This window comes from Sulfurimonas gotlandica GD1 (genome assembly GCF_000242915.1).
GTDB classification, from domain to species: domain Bacteria; phylum Campylobacterota; class Campylobacteria; order Campylobacterales; family Sulfurimonadaceae; genus Sulfurimonas; species Sulfurimonas gotlandica.
Map to the genome: position 1 here is coordinate 67,712 of NZ_AFRZ01000001.1, position 20,458 is coordinate 88,169.

27 protein-coding genes are annotated in these 20,458 nt (G+C 32.9%); 15 read left to right on the plus strand and 12 right to left on the minus strand.

Going from position 1 to position 20,458, the window contains the following annotated elements; genetic code table 11:
• Nucleotides 1–22 precede the first annotated feature (22 nt).
• The gene (locus SMGD1_RS00340) at nt 23–1,324 is read right to left on the minus strand and encodes an EAL domain-containing protein (RefSeq protein ID WP_241761409.1); all 1,302 of its coding nucleotides are present in this window, start codon (nt 1,322–1,324) and stop codon (nt 23–25) included.
• Between the two features lie 522 nt (nt 1,325–1,846).
• On the opposite strand from SMGD1_RS00340, the gene SMGD1_RS00345 reads away from it, so the two are divergent.
• The 10 genes from SMGD1_RS00345 (at nt 1,847) to pdxA (ending at nt 10,097) form a co-directional block, all read left to right on the plus strand.
• Nucleotides 1,847–2,308, plus strand: a complete 462-nt coding sequence (locus tag SMGD1_RS00345) for a hypothetical protein (protein WP_008338503.1) — start codon at nt 1,847–1,849, stop codon at nt 2,306–2,308.
• A gap of 197 nt (nt 2,309–2,505) precedes the next feature.
• Entirely contained in the window at nt 2,506–3,285 is a 780-nt protein-coding gene (locus SMGD1_RS00350) for an alpha/beta fold hydrolase (RefSeq protein ID WP_008338506.1), read from the plus strand.
• Nucleotides 3,286–3,418: 133 nt separating this feature from the next.
• A complete protein-coding gene (locus SMGD1_RS00355; RefSeq protein WP_008338327.1) occupies nt 3,419–3,751 on the plus strand; it encodes a hypothetical protein in 333 nt (110 codons plus the stop codon).
• 47 nt (nt 3,752–3,798) lie between these two features.
• Complete coding sequence (locus SMGD1_RS00360) at nt 3,799–4,572, plus strand: HupE/UreJ family protein (RefSeq protein WP_008338515.1); 774 nt, start codon at nt 3,799–3,801, stop codon at nt 4,570–4,572.
• A 9-nt stretch (nt 4,573–4,581) separates the two neighbouring features.
• Entirely contained in the window at nt 4,582–4,944 is a 363-nt protein-coding gene (locus tag SMGD1_RS00365) for a DUF6488 family protein (RefSeq protein WP_008338301.1), read from the plus strand.
• Between the two features lie 57 nt (nt 4,945–5,001).
• Nucleotides 5,002–5,349 carry a DUF3147 family protein gene (locus SMGD1_RS00370; protein WP_008338217.1) on the plus strand — a complete coding sequence of 116 codons (348 nt, stop codon included), beginning with the start codon at nt 5,002–5,004 and terminating at the stop codon, nt 5,347–5,349.
• A 265-nt stretch (nt 5,350–5,614) separates the two neighbouring features.
• Entirely contained in the window at nt 5,615–7,549 is a 1,935-nt protein-coding gene (locus tag SMGD1_RS00375; RefSeq protein ID WP_008338483.1) for a thioredoxin domain-containing protein, read from the plus strand.
• Between the two features lie 141 nt (nt 7,550–7,690).
• On the plus strand, nt 7,691–8,386 hold the full coding sequence (locus SMGD1_RS00380; RefSeq protein WP_008338650.1) for a lysophospholipid acyltransferase family protein: 696 nt from the start codon (nt 7,691–7,693) through the stop codon (nt 8,384–8,386).
• 14 nt (nt 8,387–8,400) lie between these two features.
• On the plus strand, nt 8,401–9,183 hold the full coding sequence (locus tag SMGD1_RS00385; RefSeq protein WP_039920189.1) for a pyridoxine 5'-phosphate synthase: 783 nt from the start codon (nt 8,401–8,403) through the stop codon (nt 9,181–9,183).
• Nucleotides 9,183–10,097: a 4-hydroxythreonine-4-phosphate dehydrogenase gene (pdxA, locus tag SMGD1_RS00390; RefSeq protein WP_008338474.1), complete on the plus strand. Its 915-nt coding sequence runs from the start codon at nt 9,183–9,185 to the stop codon at nt 10,095–10,097. The genes SMGD1_RS00385 and pdxA overlap by 1 nt, the downstream gene beginning before the upstream one ends.
• Here the strand turns inward: pdxA and SMGD1_RS00395 are convergent.
• Nucleotides 10,090–10,713, minus strand: coding sequence for a YceI family protein (locus SMGD1_RS00395; protein ID WP_008338557.1), 624 nt, complete (start codon nt 10,711–10,713; stop codon nt 10,090–10,092). The genes pdxA and SMGD1_RS00395 overlap by 8 nt on opposite strands.
• Before the next feature lie 93 nt (nt 10,714–10,806).
• On the opposite strand from SMGD1_RS00395, the gene SMGD1_RS00400 reads away from it, so the two are divergent.
• A complete protein-coding gene (locus tag SMGD1_RS00400; RefSeq protein ID WP_008338589.1) occupies nt 10,807–11,925 on the plus strand; it encodes a metallophosphoesterase in 1,119 nt (372 codons plus the stop codon).
• Between the two features lie 81 nt (nt 11,926–12,006).
• Here SMGD1_RS00400 and SMGD1_RS00405 read toward each other — a convergent pair whose 3' ends face one another.
• Both SMGD1_RS00405 and SMGD1_RS00410 read right to left on the minus strand, forming a co-directional pair.
• Nucleotides 12,007–12,465 carry a SiaB family protein kinase gene (locus SMGD1_RS00405; RefSeq protein ID WP_008338393.1) on the minus strand — a complete coding sequence of 153 codons (459 nt, stop codon included), beginning with the start codon at nt 12,463–12,465 and terminating at the stop codon, nt 12,007–12,009.
• A gap of 93 nt (nt 12,466–12,558) precedes the next feature.
• On the minus strand, nt 12,559–13,200 hold the full coding sequence (locus SMGD1_RS00410; protein WP_241761410.1) for a class I SAM-dependent methyltransferase: 642 nt from the start codon (nt 13,198–13,200) through the stop codon (nt 12,559–12,561).
• A gap of 53 nt (nt 13,201–13,253) precedes the next feature.
• Here SMGD1_RS00410 and SMGD1_RS00415 point away from each other — a divergent pair, with 53 nt between their 5' ends.
• Genes SMGD1_RS00415 through SMGD1_RS00430 form a run of 4 tightly spaced genes read left to right on the plus strand, consistent with a single transcriptional unit; the run spans nt 13,254 to nt 15,990 of the window.
• A complete protein-coding gene (locus SMGD1_RS00415; protein ID WP_008338277.1) occupies nt 13,254–13,655 on the plus strand; it encodes a hypothetical protein in 402 nt (133 codons plus the stop codon).
• Nucleotides 13,656–13,665: 10 nt separating this feature from the next.
• Nucleotides 13,666–14,076, plus strand: a complete 411-nt coding sequence (locus SMGD1_RS00420) for an Lcl C-terminal domain-containing protein (RefSeq protein WP_008338269.1) — start codon at nt 13,666–13,668, stop codon at nt 14,074–14,076.
• A complete protein-coding gene (gene amrB, locus SMGD1_RS00425) occupies nt 14,055–15,512 on the plus strand; it encodes an AmmeMemoRadiSam system protein B (RefSeq protein WP_008338382.1) in 1,458 nt (485 codons plus the stop codon). Before SMGD1_RS00420 ends, amrB begins: the two co-directional genes overlap by 22 nt.
• A 1-nt stretch (nt 15,513) precedes the next feature.
• Nucleotides 15,514–15,990, plus strand: a complete 477-nt coding sequence (locus SMGD1_RS00430; protein WP_008338220.1) for an Lcl C-terminal domain-containing protein — start codon at nt 15,514–15,516, stop codon at nt 15,988–15,990.
• Here the strand turns inward: SMGD1_RS00430 and SMGD1_RS00435 are convergent.
• Genes SMGD1_RS00435 through hisG form a run of 8 tightly spaced genes read right to left on the minus strand, consistent with a single transcriptional unit; the run spans nt 15,979 to nt 20,455 of the window.
• Nucleotides 15,979–16,389 carry a hypothetical protein gene (locus SMGD1_RS00435; RefSeq protein ID WP_039920164.1) on the minus strand — a complete coding sequence of 137 codons (411 nt, stop codon included), beginning with the start codon at nt 16,387–16,389 and terminating at the stop codon, nt 15,979–15,981. The two genes, SMGD1_RS00430 and SMGD1_RS00435, sit on opposite strands and share 12 nt — an antisense overlap.
• Before the next feature lie 3 nt (nt 16,390–16,392).
• Nucleotides 16,393–16,722, minus strand: a complete 330-nt coding sequence (locus SMGD1_RS00440; RefSeq protein ID WP_008338268.1) for a hypothetical protein — start codon at nt 16,720–16,722, stop codon at nt 16,393–16,395.
• Nucleotides 16,723–16,740: 18 nt separating this feature from the next.
• Nucleotides 16,741–17,001: a hypothetical protein gene (locus SMGD1_RS00445; protein ID WP_008338609.1), complete on the minus strand. Its 261-nt coding sequence runs from the start codon at nt 16,999–17,001 to the stop codon at nt 16,741–16,743.
• 9 nt (nt 17,002–17,010) lie between these two features.
• A complete protein-coding gene (locus SMGD1_RS00450; protein WP_008338512.1) occupies nt 17,011–17,580 on the minus strand; it encodes a diguanylate cyclase domain-containing protein in 570 nt (189 codons plus the stop codon).
• Between the two features lie 29 nt (nt 17,581–17,609).
• On the minus strand, nt 17,610–18,404 hold the full coding sequence (locus SMGD1_RS00455) for a CHAD domain-containing protein (protein ID WP_008338646.1): 795 nt from the start codon (nt 18,402–18,404) through the stop codon (nt 17,610–17,612).
• Nucleotides 18,405–18,407: 3 nt separating this feature from the next.
• Nucleotides 18,408–19,097, minus strand: a complete 690-nt coding sequence (locus tag SMGD1_RS00460; protein WP_008338559.1) for an ABC transporter permease — start codon at nt 19,095–19,097, stop codon at nt 18,408–18,410.
• A 51-nt stretch (nt 19,098–19,148) separates the two neighbouring features.
• On the minus strand, nt 19,149–19,829 hold the full coding sequence (locus SMGD1_RS00465) for a class I SAM-dependent DNA methyltransferase (protein ID WP_008338647.1): 681 nt from the start codon (nt 19,827–19,829) through the stop codon (nt 19,149–19,151).
• Entirely contained in the window at nt 19,829–20,455 is a 627-nt protein-coding gene (hisG, locus tag SMGD1_RS00470; protein ID WP_008338185.1) for an ATP phosphoribosyltransferase, read from the minus strand. The genes SMGD1_RS00465 and hisG overlap by 1 nt, the downstream gene beginning before the upstream one ends.
• Between the last annotated feature and the right edge of the window lie 3 nt (nt 20,456–20,458).

The following is a 20,458-nucleotide window of genomic DNA, read 5'->3' on the forward strand; positions in this document are numbered from 1 at the left end:
ATCTTCTTGGTTTTTAATCTGTTTAAGTGAATAAAGAAGGCTCGTCTATATAAAATCCTTGTGAATAATCAATTTTTAGTTCTTTTACTTTTTCAAAAACTGCACTTGAACAAACATATTCTGCAATGGTTTTAATACCTAGCTTTTTAGCAAATTGAACTATTGATTCTACAACTATAAATGAGTTATTGTCCTTATCAATATTTTTAACAAGAGAGCCGTCTATCTTTATATAATCAGCATTAATTTTAGTAAGGTAAGAAAAATTAGAGTACCCGCTTCCAAAATCATCTATCGCTATTTTAGCACCATATCTTCTGACTTCTTTTATAAAACGATCTACTTTTTCAAAATCTTCTATTGCATCTGATTCTAGTATTTCAAAAGTTACTTTATCTGATATATTAGAATTTTTTAGTTTATCCATAATAAAATCAAACATATCTTTCTTTACAATATCTTCTATTGAAAGATTTATACTAAACTCTGAGTCCAAAGTTTCAAAATTTTTGAATGATTTATCAATGATGATTTTCGTGACCATACTGTAGTATTTAATCTTTTTTGCTATTGGGATAAAAAGAAGTGGAGAGACTATTTTTCCGTTTATATCTACTAGTCTTGCCAAACACTCATACTTTTGTATTTTAGATGTCTTTGTATCCACAATAGCTTGATAGTAAGGTATTATTCTATAATTTCCTACAGCTTCTCTGACGGTTTCAGAGAGCTGTAACTTGATTGCATAATCTTGTTCAAAATTCATTGTATCTTCATATATCCAGAAGTTTGAACCTGTGTCTTTTGCATGCCTTAAGGCCATAGAAACTTTTGAAAATATATTATAATTATCTTTACTTGCAGATGATGCAAGTGTAAAATCTACATATATATTGGAATCAATATACTTAACAATAAAGTCTTTCATCTCTTCACAAAGATTGACTAGATGCTCTTTTATGTCATAAAAAAACATTTTCTTCGCTATTACAAATGCGAACTCATCACCTGTGAGTCTGTATGTTTTATGATTTTGGAGATTATGTTTAAAGTATTGTCCAAGCTCTTCTATTACATAGTCACCGACCATACAGCCGTAAAAATTATTTATTGTTCTAAAATTATCTACATTAAATATTATCAATGTAAACTCTTCCTGATTTTCTAAATCTCTTCTGAGCTGATATACATTAGGAAGATTTGTCATGTGATCTGTAAAATATCTACTAAAAATCATATTTCTATTCTTGATTTTACTTACAGATATTGTTTCTTCAGAATTATTCTCTGATTTCAATTCTTCACCAAATAAACCTTTATTCATATACTCTATTAACAAGCAAAACTAGTTCCATTAAAAATATATTTCACTATATAAAAATAATATATAATAATATACAACAAGAAGTAAAGTTTAACTGTCGAACTATATCATATAAATTGAAACAACAGTGTTTACGCAGAATAAAAGCATGAAAAAGTGTCCATTATGGAAGAATATAATCTTAGCATTAGCTTTAAGCATAAGTCGTATAGAATGTGTGAACGACAATATGATTTACAAATCTAAATAAAGGAGATATTATGGCAAAAGGTCAAGATGCAAAGAAGACAGTTAAAAAAACAGCAACAAAAAGTTTAAAAGAGAAACGAAATGATAAAAAAACAAAAAAAGCCAAAGACTAAAATTCTGAAATAAGCATTTCAAGATCTCTCTCTTATAGCTAAAAATTGAGTTCAAAAACTCACTTTTTAGCCTAAAATATTTACTTTAAATCCAACTAATTTACCAATATTCAGATCTATGTTAAACTTACGATATTAGAACAAATAAAAGGATTTTTAAATGCTTAATGAAATAATGTCTCAATTAGGACATTCCTACACTGATGAGGACTATGAAACTGTTATTGAAAATATGTATGAAGATATTTATGATGAAATAATAGAAGATGATAAGTATGAGATGATTTTTGATGAGGACTGCTCTTTTGAAGTAAAAGAGTTAATTGCACAATATCTCAACCATGAGAATTTTCAAATGATGCAAAAAGATACAGTTGATCAAATTAACGAGAGCATCACAGATGCTTTAGAAATTTTAGAAAAAAACAACACACCTGAATACCAATGCTTAGTAGATAATGGATTTTGTGATCCGCTTGCTGTACGTCCACCTTATGAAGGATATATAGATGAACAATGGCATATTGATTATATGCAAAAATTTGTAGACAAGGCGCAAGGATTTGGTATTGAGGATCATATAGCTAAGAAGATGATATCCGGCTTAGAAAATATCCTATAATAAATCTCTAACTATTTTTGATATAAACTCTTCTAGCTTCTATCTTTATTTAAGCAAAATAATACAAAAAAAATTAACACAATATTTATAGAGAACCTTTTGAAAACGAAACTGGAGATGTAAAATAATATTTTTGTTTAAAGCTAAGATGTTAATAATAAGGGGTATGATTTAGAGATAGTAAAAAAGGATTTAAGATGCAAAGAATGATCAATGGTATAAGTGTTCACACTTTTGGTAAAGCAACCAACCAAGCTATAGTTTTTATACATGGATTTCCATTTGATCATACACTTTGGGATGATGTGATAGATGAGTTTAAAGATGAGTATTATTGCATCTCATATGATATTAGAGGGTTTGGTAAGTCTGAGATAGAAACTGCTCAGTTTACTATGGAGAGTTATGTTCAAGACTTAGAGAGTGTTGTTTTGGGATTAAAGCTAAATAAGCCCATCATTTGTGGATTTTCTATGGGTGGTTATATAGCACTTAGAGCAAATGAAAGAGAAAACTACAAGGCGTTGATACTTGCAAATACTGCAACAAACAGTGATAGTGATGAAGCAAAACTAAAAAGAGCTGCAGGCATTTCAAACATAGATGCTAAAGGGCTTGAGCCGTTTATAGATGCTTTTTTCTCGGCTGCTTTTAGTGAAGACTTTGTCAAAGAAGAGCCACTAAAAATAAAAGATAAAGTCATGAACACTAACTCCATAGCTATAAAAGCAGCACTTTTAGCGATGATTAGCAGAACTGATACAACTCAAAGTTTAAACAAGATAGACATTCCTGTTTTACTTATTACTAGCGAAAATGACAAGATAATACCTAAAGAGACAATGGAGCAAATGGCAAGCAAGATAAAAAACTCAACGCTTGTAAGTTTAAGCGAGAGTGGTCATGTGAGTATGATAGAAAATCCAGATGAATTTAAAAGTGCAGTGAGAAGTTTTTTGCAAAGTCTTTGTCACTAAGAGCTGAAACTAAAGCATTTCTCAACTCTATCTTCATTTTGAGGGAGAATTTTAAACTTGTGCTATAATCCAACATTAAGAGTTGTGAAGTAAAACTATGACTAAGTACCCCAACAAAAGGCATTAAAACACTATGAAACAGTATATTATAATTATTTTAATTGCTTTTCATTTAGCAAGTAGCAGTGCCTATGCAACAAAAACTTTTTTAAATGAAGACCATCTTCATAATTATATTCATAAGTGTGCTATTCATATACATGGACATCATCATTCTCATAATGGTTTTAATCATCAACATAAGCATAGTCATTCACAAATAAATATAAATTATGCAGACATGATTACTAATATTTACGATATGAATTTATATGACTTTGAAAATCTAAAACAGGCATATTTAGAAACTGCTTTTTGGATTCCAAATCCTACGTTAGAGTCACTTTTTCGTCCTCCTAAAATCTAATTTCTTTACTTTAACTTACTTTATTATCATAATTACAAAGGAACAAAATGAAAATATTTTTTCTATTTGTCTCGTTTTTTTTGCTAAATACATCTGCATATGCACATGGAATTTCAGCAGCTGACACACAGGCAATGCTTGACGGAGGTAACCTTCGTTATATCTGGTTAGGTGCAACACATATGTTGAGTGGTTATGACCATTTACTTTTTCTTTTTGGAGTTGTATTTTTTCTTACAACAACTAAAGATATTCTAAAGTTTGTAACAATATTTACTGTTGGACACAGCATCACTTTGATATTTGCTACTTTTATGAGTATCAATGCAAATTATTATCTTATAGATGCTGTTATCGCTATTAGTGTTATCTATAAAGCATTTGATAATAACAAAGGATTTCAAAACTATTTAGGTGTAAAATCTCCTAACTTATTAGTAATGGTTCTTATATTTGGATTTATACATGGATTTGGACTATCTACAAGATTGCAACAATTACCACTTGGTGAGCAAAACTTAGATATGCTAATAAAAATAATTTCATTCAACATAGGTGTAGAAATTGGACAGATTATTGCTCTAATTTTCATGCTTATTGTATTGACACAGTGGAGAAGAACAGCATCTTTTTTACGACTTGGTAAAGTGGCTAATCATGTATTGATGTTTGCTGGTTTTATGTTGTTATTAATGCAACTACATGCTTATCTACATACAACAAATGAAGAAGAATTTGGATTTAACAAGGATGAGCATCATCATATTCATTTAGATATGAAAAAAGCTGAACAACAAAACTATACACATGATAGTTTATAAAGGAAAACAATGAAAACATTAATAAAAGCAACAGCAGTTACATTAGCACTAAGTTTCACAACACTATATGCAGGTAGTGGGCATAGCCATGATGGCGAACATGGGCATAGTCATGCGCAAGCAAAAGTAAGTCAATCAGTTGTTAAAAAACAGGCTAATCAAGGACTTACAAGATTAATTCAGTCTGGAAAAGTTGAGAAAAGTTGGTCAAATATTCCAATTAAAGATATGAATAAAAAACAATTTCATCATAATATGGAATGGGTAGTTAGCTATGAAAATAAAAAGATTACAAATAAAACGGAACAAACTCTTTATATTTTCGTAAGTCTTACTGGTGAGATTACAGGTGCCAACTATACAGGTAAATGATTATTAGCAAGCCTGTAAAGTTCAGGCGTGCTTACCCAACTATAAAGGAAATTATAATTGTCTTACTATATTGTTAAATTAATAATAACTACACTTTTAATTGTATTAATCTCTGAAATAGCTAAAAGAAATAGTTTAATGGGTGCAATGTTAGCTGCAATTCCCTTGGTGTCAATATTGGCAATGATATGGATGTATGTAGATACAAATGACAGTAATAGTGCAGTGGAATTTTCAAACTCTATTATATGGTTAATTGTTCCATCTATGACATTATTTATTGCTTTTCCGATTCTGATTAAAAAAGGATTGAGTTTTTATCCAAGTTTGTCTATTTCGATACTTATGACTATACTCGCTTACTATAGTGTTATATTTGTTCTTACTAAGCTTGGTATTAGATGATACAACTTTAGGAATTACTAGATGCTGACACTTTACAACTGTTATGAGGTATCACTAACCCACTAAAGGGCTAAATCTTCGACAGCCAATAGAGAGCCACAACTTAGAATACTATCTCTTTTTTACATCGGAATAATATAATGTCTGCACTCTAATTTTTTTCTAAATATTCAATAAATCAAAATAACTTAAGCAATCTCTCATCATTATTTCTCTACCCTACAAATAATTTAATTTATACACTTTTATAAATAGGAAAATTATTATGCCAAATAGATTAGAAAAAGAAGATTCTCCATATTTACAGCAACATAAAGAAAATCCGGTTGATTGGTTTGCCTGGGGTGACGAAGCATTTGCAAAAGCCAAAAAAGGAAATAAAGCTATCTTCATTAGTATAGGTTACTCATCTTGTCACTGGTGTCATGTAATGGAAGAGACAGTTTTTGAAAACCAAGAATGTGCAGATATTTTAAATGAGCACTTTGTCTGTATCAAAGTTGACCGTGAAGAGCGTCCGGATATAGACAAGCACTACCAAGAAGTTCATATGCTTCTTAACCGTCGTGCAGGCGGTTGGCCGACATCTATCTTTTGTACTCCTCAAAATAAGCCATTTTTTGCAGGAACTTACATACCACCTGAATCCCAACAAGGGTCAATTGAAGGTATGGGGTTTAAAGAACTTACAAAACTCATAGGTTCAAAAGTAAAAGAAAATGATCCTCAACTCTATAAAAATGCTGATGAAGTGGAAAGCTTTTTAAAAACGGAAAAACATCCAACAGAAGCAACAGTTTTAAAAGAAGAGTTTACTAAAAACTTTATGCTTCAGGTAAAAAACAATTATGAGCCAAGAGATGGAGGTTTCTCAGTATCTCCTAAATTTCCTCATGCATCTACGCTTGGTACACTTCTAACTATTGATAAACTATATGATGACAAAGCAGCTAAGGCTATGCTTATTCACACATTGGAGTCTATGAAAAAAGGTGGTATGTACGACCTTGTTGACGGCGGTTTTTGTCGCTACTCAGTAGACAGTGAGTGGAGAGTTCCTCACTTTGAGAAGATGCTATACGATAACGCCTTACTTTGTGACCTTTATGCAAATACTTACCTGACTTACAAAGATGAAAGTTTTTTGATTACTGCCAAAGAGATTGCAGATTTTTGGTATAACTTTATGAGTGAAGATAATCTTTTCTATAGTGCAAGTGACGCGGACAGTGAAGGTGAAGAAGGAATTTATTTTGTATATACATACGATGAAGTTTATAAGTCTCTATCAGATAATGGGTATGAGAATATAGAAGAGATGCTTGCAGAGATGGAAGTCACACATGATGGTAACTTTGAAGGCAAAAATATTATCCGCTTTAATGGTGAAAAAATCCCTGAGTATTTTGATAAAGTAAAAATTCTTTTGCAAGATTTGAGAAAAAACAGAGAGTATCCGTTTATAGACAAAAAAGTTCAAACATCTTGGTCTAGTATGATGATAAAAGCACTTTTTACTCTTGGAACTATAGATTCTAAGTATAAAGATAGAGCTGTAAAAAGCCTAGACGCACTGCTTAGAACTATGTTTATAGACTCTAAACTTTATCACACTACTCTTATCCATAAGACTCCAAAAGTAGAAGCTTTTTTAGAAGACTATGCTTATCTTGCTCAAGCACTAATAGCTGCATACAATGCTACTCAAGATGAACTATATCTTATTCAAGCTCAAAGGTTTGCAAACATAGCTTTAGAAGAGTTTTACAAAAAAGGAAGTTGGAACTTTAGCAACGGAGAGTTTGAGACAAAAGCTGATATTGCGGACAATACTTACACAAGTTCAGTAAGTATCATGCTAGATGTTCTTATCTCTCTAGGTACTCTTCTTGAAGATGAAAAATACTCTCATTTTGCTTTTAAAACTCTGGAGTACAACTCTTATGAACTAGGAAGAAGACCTGTAATATATCCATATATGCTGCGTCAGATGCTAAGACATATTAGAGGAGACAGAGTTATAAAATCAAATGCTTATAACCTAGGTGCAAACTCTTATGAACTAAGTTCTCTAGAATATCCATTTACACATAAAAAGTTATCTCAAGATGCCAGCTTTATGGTCTGTGGTGACAAGAACTGTTTTGCAAATACGGATAATATAAATAAAATCAATGATATAATAAAAAATAGTTTCTAAGAAAGGATAAATCATGAAAACAACAATATTTACAATTATACTAGCACTAGGGATTATGTCAATTTTCACAGCTTGTGAGAGAAATGACTACCAACACCCTGGTTACCGTTCAAATAACAAATAATTTTTCAAGAGGGATTAATGCTAAAAACACTAGGTAAGTTTATATTTATGATTGAGCTTGGATATAGACATATTAAAATATTCAAGCGCACATATTTTCATCCCTTTATATCACTAAAACCTGCTTATACACAGCTCTCAAAAGATAGACAATCATACTCAAATGGTGTCATTGAATTTCTAAATATTGAAATAGAATTAATCGGTGAAGTACCTCAAAAAGACAAGGTGCTCTATGCAATAAACCATCGTTCTCTGCTTGACATAATTGTTATGGAGCATATCTTCTCAAAGCATAATAAAAATGGAACTTGGATAGCAAAACAAGAACTTTTTGATGCATTTTACGGTGACTTTTTTAGATATAGCGGATGTATAAGTGTTGATTTGGAAAACAGAAAAGGTCTATTAAAATTTTTCAAAGAAATTAAAAAGACACTCTCAAAGATAGATGACTTTAACATTTACATCTTCCCAGAAGGTGAGAGAAATAAAACACCAGATATATTAGAATTTCAAAGTGGAGCACAGAAGATTGCAAAAGCAAATAATCTTGATGTAGTTCCAGTATTTATCAACGATACTCTAGAAAGTGTGTTTAAACATGCGCCATACAAAGAGAAAAAAGTAGTTCAGGTACATATGGGTGATTTAATCGACCATACAAACTTAGAAAACGATTATATAAATTTTATGAATGAAGCAAAAGGATAGAGACAGTGAGTACAATGAAGTTAGGTGTAAATATAGACCATGTAGCAGTTTTAAGAGAAGCAAGACGCGTTAACGACCCAGACATCCTAAATGCGCTTTTCGTGGCTTGTGCTAATGGCGCTGACCAGATTACAATACATCTTCGTGAAGACAGAAGACACATTCAAGACATAGATGCAAAAAATATTATGATTCACTCACAGTTGCCTGTAAACTTGGAATGTTCAATAAACAGAGAAATTTTAAACATTGCATGTAAGCTAAAACCGCATCGTGTAACTTTAGTTCCTGAAAAAAGAGAAGAAGTAACAACAGAAGGTGGACTCGATGTTTTTACTTATGAAGATCAAATATCTTATGCTATAGAACAGCTTCACGATTCTATTATCCCTGTTTCACTATTTGTTGATCCTACTATAGAAGCAATGGAAAAGTCAAAAGAGTTAGGGGCTGAGATGGTTGAACTTCACACTGGAAGTTTTGCCAACATCTTTGCAATGCTAAACTCTTCACTTCCTCACTCAAACCACTCAGTAAAAGAGCTTGAACTTCCTCGTTATGAGTTAGCTAGCAGACTTGAGAAGTCTCTAGAAGAGATTCAAGCAGCGGCGACTCATGCAAAAAAACTCGGACTCGAAGTTGCAGCCGGTCACGGACTAAACTACCACAACGTTTCTCATATGATGTCCATTGAAGAAATCACTGAGTTAAACATCGGTCAAAGTATCATTGCTAGAAGTGTATTTAGCGGTTTAGCAGATGCTGTTAGAGAGATGAGAAGACTCACTACACGATAATGACTAAACACAACATTGCCATCAGCGTTGGCGACTTAAACGGAGTAGGCATAGAGATAGCTCTAAAAGCTCACGAAGAAGTCTCCAAACTTTGTAACCCTATCTACTGTATCAGCTCCGAGATGCTCTCACAAGCTACTAAACTTCTACATGCCAAAACACCAAACGATATAAACCTGCATCCAGTTAATGGTGAGTTTAACATAGAAGCCGGAAAAGTTAGTTCTGCATCTGGCAAGTACTCTTATGATTCTTTCATGAGTGGTATCAAACTTTGTGAAGATAAAAAAGCAGATGCAGTCGTGACTATGCCGATTCATAAGGAGGCTTGGATGCTAGCTGGTTTAGAGTACAAAGGTCACACCGACCTACTCCGCCAATACTTTGACAGAGATGCTATCATGATGCTAGGCTGTGAGAAGATGTTTGTAGCACTTTTTACAGAGCATATACCTCTTAAAGAAGTGGCTGCATCTATACAGTATGTAAAACTAAAACAGTTTTTTATAGACCTGCATAACTCAATCGGAGATGCTAAAGTAGCCGTACTTGGACTAAATCCTCACGCCGGTGATAATGGTGTTCTGGGAAATGAAGAACTTAGAATAACTAAAGCTATAAAAAGTGCAAATAAAAAATTAGGCTTCGAGCAGTTCATAGGTCCAATAGTCCCAGATGTAGCTTTTACACCTCATGCAAGAAAAAACTACAAATATTTTGTAGCGATGTATCACGACCAAGGTTTAGCACCGCTAAAAGCACTATACTTTGATGAGAGCATAAACGTATCACTAAACCTACCGATAATCAGAACATCAGTAGACCACGGAACAGCTTTTGACATTGCCTATAAAGGCGAAGCAAAGACTCTTAGTTATATCAATGCTGTTAAGAGTGCTATTTCTTTTATTTAGCGTGACAAAGTTCAAACTTGATGTTAGTTTGAAAACCGATAGTAACATCACTCCAAGTCTTACCTTTATGAAGATCAAAACAAGCTTCGTTGATAGAAGATAGAGCTTTAGATGCACTGAAGTCTAAAAGGTCTATGTTTCCGCTTGCACTAAGATCACCTTCGTTAAAAATGTATGGCATAGCTACATTTTTAGTAATACCGTTCATAGTTACCGCAACACTCATTACACCAGTTTTTGGTTGACCTTTTATTCGCTTATTTGACTTAATATCTACAATTTCTGCTTTTATATTTCTAGAACTCATCTGATCAAAGAAAAATTTTACAAGTTTAACATCTCTATCACTATTTTTAGAGTTAACGCTTGCTGTGTCAATCATTACGCTTGAACCTACAAGTATCTCACGAAAGTTATTTCCCTTTGGAGCAACTGCAGTGTACTTTACGCTGTCAAAAATTCCGCCTACACCTACTTTTTCAGGTGTTTTATAAGCTTTCCAACTTACATTTACTTGACCATCTTGACTCAAGATACAAGAGCCACCTTTTGTTCCCATTTCCTCAGCATACGACATTGTCGCGACTAAAAATAGAGCTATTAAAAACTTCATCATATTGATTCTCCTTTTGTGTTGAGAGAGTATAGCCGTTGATATATAAATCCAAATTAAATTAATAGGTTTAGTTTTCTCTGTTATACTTTGAATATGAATCCAATACTTTTTTTCACAGCCTTTTTAGGTGTTTTTATCCTTATAAATATGTACATTTCCAAAAGACTAATTGCAAAATTAGATATCAAAGATAAGTACAAACTCTACCTTCGCGTCTTTCTCATAGTTAACTTTTTTGGCATCATCGGCTACATGCTTGGTCGCTACTATGTAGATATTCCAAACTGGCTATATTTTCTCTTTTCGCTTCCTATCGGCATACTTTTTTTACTCTTTTGTACGGCTATAATTTATGATATATCCAGAGTTATACTCCATCACTCGCCAATATCTCAAAAGAGAAGAAACTTCTTTAAACGCTCACTTGATATCTCCTCTCTAGTTGTTGCATCTTCACTTAGTGCAAGAGCAATGTATGAGGCAAGATATGTAAAACTAGAGAAAGTAAATATAAAAATAAAAAACTTGAAAAAACCATACAAGATAGTCCAGCTTAGTGACATACACATAGGCGGTCTTATAGATAAAGATTTCATACATAAGATAGTCCAAAGAGTAAACGCACTAAATCCTGACCTAGTTGTAATAACAGGAGACCTTGTAGATATAGATGTAAAACATGCTAAAGAAACACTTGATGAACTAAAAGGATTAAACTCTAAATACGGGACTTTTTTTATAGTAGGTAATCACGAGTATTTTCATGGAATAGCAACTATTATAGAGACAGTTAAAGCTCTTGGTATCAGAGTCCTTGAAAATGAAAATGTCTACATTGGTGAAGATGGAGAAGGCTTTAATCTAGCAGGTGTATACGATGTCTTTGGATACAGAACTAAAACATACATGCCAGACATAGACAGAGCTCTTCACAAGCTTCAAGAGTCACCTACTATACTTTTAGCACATCAGCCTAGATACATAGAAGAGGTTAAAGATAGTGTTGACTTGATTTTAAGTGGTCACACTCATGGAGGGCAACTCTATCCATTTAAATTTTTAGTAAATCTTGTACAGCCTTACATAAGCGGTCTTCATCAGCACAATGAGAACTTACAGATTTATGTAAATAAAGGTACAGGTTTTTGGGGGCCACCTATGAGACTAGGTGCAAGCAGTGAGATAACTGATATAACAATTATCCCTCTATAAGTTTTTTTCTTTGCATTAGTGCTCGAACAAGTGAGCCCAATACGGAGTGAAATGCATTACTGTGAACATCCAAGTTCTTTTTTAATTTTTGTTTGTTATTATAGTTGTTTTGAGATAAAAATAAAATTTATTTTCATTGATTTCCTTGAACTCATATTCAATAGAATTACATCGTTTTGCAATTTCATAAAAGCCAATTCCAGCACCTTGACAATGTGTATTCTGACCACTTTTTCTTAGCTCTCTATATCTTTTTTTGATGCCATCTCTATCTAAATATTGTATCTCTAGTAGTTTAGGTTCTATCTTTTCTTTATCTTGAATTGAAACAATATTTTGATTATGAATATGGTAGATACCTTCACCGCTTTTTGAGACAAGGATTAATCCTTGTGGTCTTAAAGCTTTTTCATCTACCTGTGCAGATTTAGAATAATTAATCATATTTTGAGAAAGTTCGATAAATACAGTAAAAATATTATTTGATGCATTTATACTAATATCGTTATGCTGAGCCTCTTTTTCAAGTGCTTCTATCATTATAGTATTACATTAATAAGTATAATAAAATACTATGTAACTGTCCTTAAGTAGTAATATATTTCAATACATAAAGACCAAGCTCATACAGGTTTAATTTTTAAATATAATTGTATTTTTACTATTATGTTTTAAAATTTGTAAGTTGAGTTCAGATGCCAGATGCTCAAATGTTTTTAGAGAAAAAAATCCTATGTGTGTCACATCTTTTATGTAAAACCACTTTAAAAACTTTTCATCATCACTTGGGTGAAAATAAGTCATCAGAAGTAAGTATCCATCTTTGTTTAGATGCAAGAGTAACTCTTTTAAAGTATCTAGAGGATTGTTTAGATGCTCTATGACTTCAGTAGAACAAATCAAGTCATATTTTTTGTTTTCATAGGCTTTATCTGGAAAGTAAAAAAGGTCATAGCTATCGCATGAGATGCTAGTTCTCTCCAGAAGTATAGGTAAGACTTCACCCTCTCCACAACCAAAATCAAGTGCAGTTTTTATCTCTTTGGCATTTGGAGTCACAAACTCGTCTATGAGCTTTTCAAACATCTTAACGTAACCAAGTGACTCAAGGTTGTTGTCATGATTATCGTAGTGTTTTTTCTCAAGACCAGCATCTAGGTAAAACTTCTCATCCATAAAAACATAGTCGCACTCTAAGCATCTATGGTAAATTTTGTCTGTTTTGGCGTCGCTTATTACTGTTGTATTACAATGACATAATTTACATTTTTTCATAAGTTAATTTTATCTTCTTTTGTTATAATTAAACATCAGAAAAAGGAATACTAATGGCATATTTTAAAAAAGTAAAAGTAAAAGACAAACTTTACGGCATGGTTTTTGGTGCTGGAAAAGTTACGCAGGTATTTGAAGACTCTCACTACAAAATGATGGTTACATTTAAAAACGGTCATGAGATTCCATATACAGAAGACGGTATTCCAGGCTGGGGTAACTTCAAAAAACAAACTATTTTTTACAAGACAGATATAGATCTTACCGATGTTGATTTCTCTCCTGTATCTAAAGTGCTCTCTCCTAAAAAAATCATCAAACTAAGAGAAAAGAAAAAGCTCGAAGTTAGACTTCCATCTGGCATCTGGTCAAACTGTGTAAAGTGTGCAAAAGAGTATGTTGAAGAGATGCTAGAAAACGAAAACTATCACCTTTTTAGAAAAAAAACTGACTAAGGTTATATCTATGAAAAAGCTACTATTTACAGGTCTATTACTAGTTGCGTCAACTCTATTTGCAGAACGTGTGTTTGTTGATAAAAGTACATCTTTAATCTGGCAAGATCATCAAGACAACCAAGAGCTTTCTATTACTTACTATCAGTCTCAAGAGTACTGCGCGAATCTTGTTATTGGGAAGTATAGTGATTTTCGTCTTCCAACACTTGTGGAACTTCAAAGTATAGTTGACTATAAAAGCTACGACCCTGCTATCAAAAAAGGTTTTGACTATGTTAGTAATGAGTACTACTGGTCTACTACACCATTTGCTGATGATGCAAAAACAGTCTGGCTTATACACTTTAGAAAAGGTGAGAGAACTGTTAAAGCTATGCACTATGATAGACACATCAGATGCGTTCAAAGTTCAAAATAGTACAACTATTTTTACTACTTTTTTTACTTGAAAATCTCCATGCTCTGCGACCTACTGCAGTAGCTGGATCTTTCTACACAAACAACAAACCTGAGCTTCAAAGAGAAGTAAACACCCTACTCAGAGATGCTAAGACATTTCCAAAACAAAATATCAACGCTCTAATAGTTCCTCATGCTGGTTACGTCTTCTCAGCCAATGTAGCATCTACTGCATACAAAACACTAAACAAAAAATACAAAAATATCTTTCTCATAGGTTCAAGTCACTACACTAGTTTTGACGGTGCATCTGTATACAACATCGGAGACTATAAAACACCACTTGGTAATGTTCAAGTCAACAGAAGCATCGCATCTAAGCTTATCAAAGATTCTAAGTATTTTGTCTTTAGAGCAGAAGCCCACGAAAAAGAGCACACACTAGAAGTTCAACTTCCATTTTTACAAACTATATATGGTGACGATTTAAAGATAGTTCCTATTATTATCGCTACTTCAAATCTCCAAACTATCATCTCTATATCTAAGACTCTATCGCCCTACTTTAACGATGACAACCTTTTCATAATAAGCACAGATCTCTCGCACTATCCGACGTTCAGAGATGCTAACATAGTAGATAAAAACATACTCGACTCACTTGTAAAAAACAGCCCAAAAAAGTTTGTAGAAGCCTTGGCAAAAAATGAAGATGCAAAGATAGAAGCACTCCAAACATCAGCTTGTGGATGGACTTCACTTCTAACACTTCTCTACATGACTCAAGACAAAGCTTACAAGTATGAAACACTAGAGTACAAAAACTCTGCACATTCTAAGTATGGAGACAAAAAAAGAGTAGTCGGTTATGGAGCGATGAGAGTTTACAAATCTGATGAGTTTTTTCTAACTGTGAAAGAAAAACAAGAGTTGCTAAAAATCGCTAAAGAATCTCTATATGAAGCTATCATAAATAAAAAAAGACATGTCATAGATGAGAGCAAAGTATCCGCAAAACTTAGAGAACCTCTGGGAGCTTTCGTGACGCTTCACAAAGAAAATAGACTCAGAGGTTGCATCGGTACATTTGAGCCCGATAAACCACTTTATAAAGTCATAGTGGACATGACTATAGCATCTGCACTTAATGATGAGAGATTTAAAGAAGTGACACCTGATGAGCTTAAAAATATAGACATCGAGGTATCAGTCCTTACACCTAGAAAAAAGATATCTTCGCTAGATGAAATCGTCATAGGCAAACATGGAATCTACATAAAAAAAGACTCTAAGACTGGAACCTATCTGCCTCATGTTGCAACTCAAATGAAATGGAATGTAAAAGAGTTTGTAGGTAACTGCTCAAATGAGAAAGTTGGCATCGGCTTTGATGGATACAAAGATGCAGAGCTTTTTATATATGAAGCTATAGTATTTGATAAAAAAGGATTATAAAATGATAAAAGCAATATTGACATTAACATTAACAGCGGTTGTATCATCAGCTTGGTTTGTTCCAAGCTTTGGCAGTTATGGCTCGGATTCTACTAATATAGATACAAACTATGTACGAGACGATAAGCAAGAGGTAGTTATAGATAATAAAAACCATAAGATGTTCTACGACTCCAAACCTACAAAAAGAATGCACTTTATTAAAGCATGGAGCTATTGTCAAAAAATGGACTATCTGGGAAAAATAGACTGGAGAGTTCCTACAAAAGATGAGTCTCGTGATTTACTTGAACTTTCAAGGTCAAATGTAAAATCAAAACATGCTTTTAAGAATGTGGATAGAGAACGTTACTGGACATCAACTGAGTTTAGAGATGGTATTGATGGATGGTATGTTGATTTTGACTTAGGAAGATACTCTACGGAAGAGTTCACTAAGCTATATCGTGTTATTTGTGTTAGAGACTCAAAAGATTAAATCTTTTTGAATTCTCTCAAATGCTGTTATAGAATCATCTTGTGTCACTGAATCTTTTAAGTCAATATAGTAGCTGTAAAAAAGTTTTCCATCTTTAGAAATTTGTATTTTCAGATAACTTGTAGGGAAATTTGAAAGAGCTTTTTTCTGGCTGTTTTGATTAGAGTTACAGACGATTCCACTTTTATGTGAAACATCCATTTTTATGGAACATTGCTTGTCAAAAGAATAGAGTTCATTTAAAGTCTTCTCTATCTTTTCATCTGGAGGAAAGACTACAAGTCTCATGCACTCTATTTTATTTTGAGAAATAGTTTTGTCGAAGATATTTACAGTTGCGTTATCACTGCATCCATGTAAAAAAAGAAGTAGAAAAGAAAGAGCGATAAAAGGTTTCAAAATTTATACTAAAGTCTCTATATCAACCAACTCTACACGTTCACAATCTTTTTTAAATAACTTTTTTGTGGTTGCATCTTCTTCAGCCAATACTAAAATATCTGCAAAATCATCTTTTGAGACTTCAAATGTATATAACTCTTTTGTAGTCTCAACTCTAAGCTGTGCATCTTTTGCATCTGTAAGTAGTTCAATATTTCTCAAACCCTTTGCAAATTCACTTTTTATTGCCTTTGAAACCTTATCATTTAAAAGCAGTTCACTTAAGAGTACGCTCGCGTTTAAATCTGATTCACACAAAATCTTATATGTTATGACGATATTACCATTCATTATTCTAATCCTTTATTTCTATAGCTTATCTGGAGTTAAACCAACCTCTTCTAGATAATGGCGAAGTTTACTGATTGAATCCTTAGACAAGTCGTTACTATGTGAAAGTGCCATTATGAATTCTTTATTGTTAAAAAGCAGTTTCGCTTTATTGTGCTTTGATATTTCAACTTCCACTTCGTAATGCTCAAGAGCAGATAGTAATCTTTTAACATCTATATTTCCAGATACCGGATGCTCAAACAGTTTTTCTATTTTACTTTTATATTTATGACTCATCTGTGTCCTTTAAACTATTATAACACTGTGTGTGTGATCTTTTTCTATTTCTAGAAGTGCCTTATCCAGTCTTTGAAATATCAACTTCATATCATCATCTTTTTCAAAAATAGTAGTTGAGAAGTTTGATTTTAGATGCGATACATTTCCAAAAATATTTTGCAGTATTATTGTATTTAATTTATGCGCATACTTATCGACACCTTCTATGTCTGTGTTAGGCGCAATTATTACAAAATTTTTCTGATCATACTTTATAAGTATATCAGTGTTTCTAATCTTTAGTTTTAAGAGTTTAGTAATATCTTTTAGTATCTGCTTTGAGACTCTATCTCTAAAGATATCATCACTTCTTCCAATATTATAGACTCTAAACATCATCACACTCACGTTTTGTGAGTTTTTATGGATTTTCTCTATATGCGACTGAAGAGAGGTATACTCTTTTAGTTTATCAAGAGCACTTACACTGTAAACTGAAGAGTCATCATGAGAGCTATTTGCAACGCACTCTTCTATCAGCTCTATCAATTCTTCTTTAGTTTTAGAATGCAAATCTATACCTTTGATATCAAACACGCTTAAACCTCTTAGTATCTGTTCTTATTTTATAGTATATCAAAATTTTCAAATAGTGCCTGCTTCGAGGAAAGTAACTTTAACTCATAGTAATTTTGCAATTCCAAAAACTCACTTTCCAAAAGTTCATCTTCTATGTTTTTAATAAGTTCAAGTCTTACAGAGTTGTCCTGTATCTCCCCAAAAAACTCTTGTATTATTTTTAATTTTGGCGTATCAAATTCAAATGCTCTTTCATTAGAAAAACAGTGTTCATAGATGTCAAGCGCGTAACGAAACTTCTTGAACTCTTTTCTAAGGTTATGAAGCTCATGTAATGGTGTATGCAAGTCAACTCTGCTGAGTTTTTTATATCTAATTTTTTTTGCTTTTGAGATAATTGCATATCTGTCTACACTATAAACATCATAAATAAAAAACGCACTCTCTCTGCTCATCATAGAAAGTATTTCAAGACTGTTTTTATACTCCTTACTGCTTATGGCATCTAAGAATGATTTAAAAGCATTTTCTCGTTTTACTCTCATCAGAAGGCCTAACTTTTCTTTTAGTAAATCAGAACAAAACAAAGTTTTTATGTCCATTAAAAAAAGGTCTATATCTCTTAGTTGTGCTGTAGGTTTTAGTAATTTTTTAATAAGCTTTGAGAACTCTTTTGAAGAGTGCAAATCTATCTCTTTAGCATAGATTTCACTGCAGGCATAAATCTTTCTAAGGTTTACTCTGTATTGATGTAAAAGCTCTATATCATCTTTTATTAGCAACACAGCATGCATCTTATTCGCAAGTATCACTCTGCTGCTAAACCACTTTCTAAACTCCATTATTCAGGCCTTTTTAGAGATTAATTTCAAGTACAAAATAACACTGATTCCTGAGCTTCCTAAAATCATTGCCATTACTACTATCTGGTATCTCACAGCGACTAACGGATCTACTCCTGAGAGAATCTGACCAGTCATCATACCAGGAAGTGAGACTATGCCGACTGCTAAAAAAGAGTTTATGACAGGAATCATCGAAGCTTTAAAAGTCGCTTTTAGTGCTTCATGGGACGATGATGTTTTTACTTCTTTTTCAAACCTCTCAGCAGCCAATGAGACTGAGTTCATCGAGTTTGCATATATCATCCCCGCAATTGGTATGACATATCTAGGCTCATAAAAAGGAGTAAGATCCAAGATGAATTCTATGACTAGAACAAGGTTTATTGTTCCACCTACTGCTATGGAGAAAAAGATTATAAAGTAAGAAGAGAGAGTGCCGTTATGAATGTTTCTCATGACTATGTAACTAGACATTGATATCATGACAAGGACTATGAAGATACCAATATACCAAGAGTCATTTTCAAAGATGTAGATAAGAACATAACCGATAAGAAGTAGTTGAATAACCATGCGCAAAGTTGCGTATATGACCTCTTTTGAGTCATCGGCCCACTCTTTGTAGTAGTACCAAACAACAGCTAGAGGAAGAAGTAAAAATAGAAAGTTTTGGACTGGTATCAACTCCATACTACTCTCCGGAATTTATATTATCCTAGTAGTATACAGTTTAATTTATTACTATTTCTTTTTAAAGATAAGTAGTGTCTTGTCCTCAGTGTCATAAAGAGAAAACGTTTGTTTATCTATTAGTTTGAGGTTTGTAAGTTTTTGAAAAGTTTTTATTTTATGGAAGTATTGAACTATGGTATCTTGATGTTTTATGTACTTTCCATCAGTCTTTTCAAAAAGAGTAAACTGTGTATGAAGTTCATCATCTGCAAACTCAGCATCTACGACTAAGAACTCTTTATCATTCTCAGCACTCATAGTTCCTTCTGCAACATCGCTAAATCCATAACGAGTGTTTATGTCTGCTATGAAGATTCCATCATCATTTAGCTTAGATGCCACTGCATCTAAAAACTTTACAAGCTCATCGTTGTTCATAAAGTTTAAGACATCAAAGATAGAAACAACCGCATCATAAGTGCCTTCAATCTCTGCTACGTCTATGCACTCAGCATCTAAGCCCTGAGCCTTACACTCTTCAACCATAACAGCACTAAGGTCTACACCTTTACAACTGACACCATCACTGATCATGCGCTGCATAAAACCGCCGCGTCCACAACCCACATCTAGTAGAGTCTTGATTTTATATTCATCAAGTTCTGAACGATAGAGGTCATAAAGTGCCTCAGTTGCTTCTTCTATTCCTAAAAGATGCTCAGCTTTTGCGTATAAGTCAAGATTTGTCATTAAACGTTTTGCTCTGCTTTTATAATTTCATTTATCTTCTCATAGATATCTAGAACTTCATCTTTTTTAGCGATATAGCTATTTTTGTTTGCGATAAGGTAAGTTGATGAAGTCATGATATCCTGAACAACTTCTAGTCCGTTTTGCTTCATAGTAGTACCTGTCTCAACAACATCAACTATCATATCAGCAAGTCCAATAATCGGAGCAAGTTCAATAGAACCGTAAAGTTTGATGATATCTACTGATACAGCACGCTCTTCAAAGTAACGCTTAGTGATGTTAACCATCTTAGATGCTACTTTTAAGTCAGGTTTGTCAAAGTCAAGTTTCTCACCTTTTTTCATACCAATAGAAACTTTACAAATACCACGTCTAAGGTCAAGCAGACGGATAACATCTAAGCCCTGCTCTTCTAAAGTGTCTAGTCCAACTACACCGATGTCAGCAGCCTGATGATAAACATATGTAGCTACATCTTGGTTTCTTACAAGTAAAAAACGAAAATTTGGAGTATCTAAGATAAGCTTTCTATCATCAAACTTAAAACTGTCACCAAATATAGTCTCAAATATTTCTAAAGTCTCTTTAGCAATACGACCCTTTGGAAGTGCAACTGTTAGCATTTT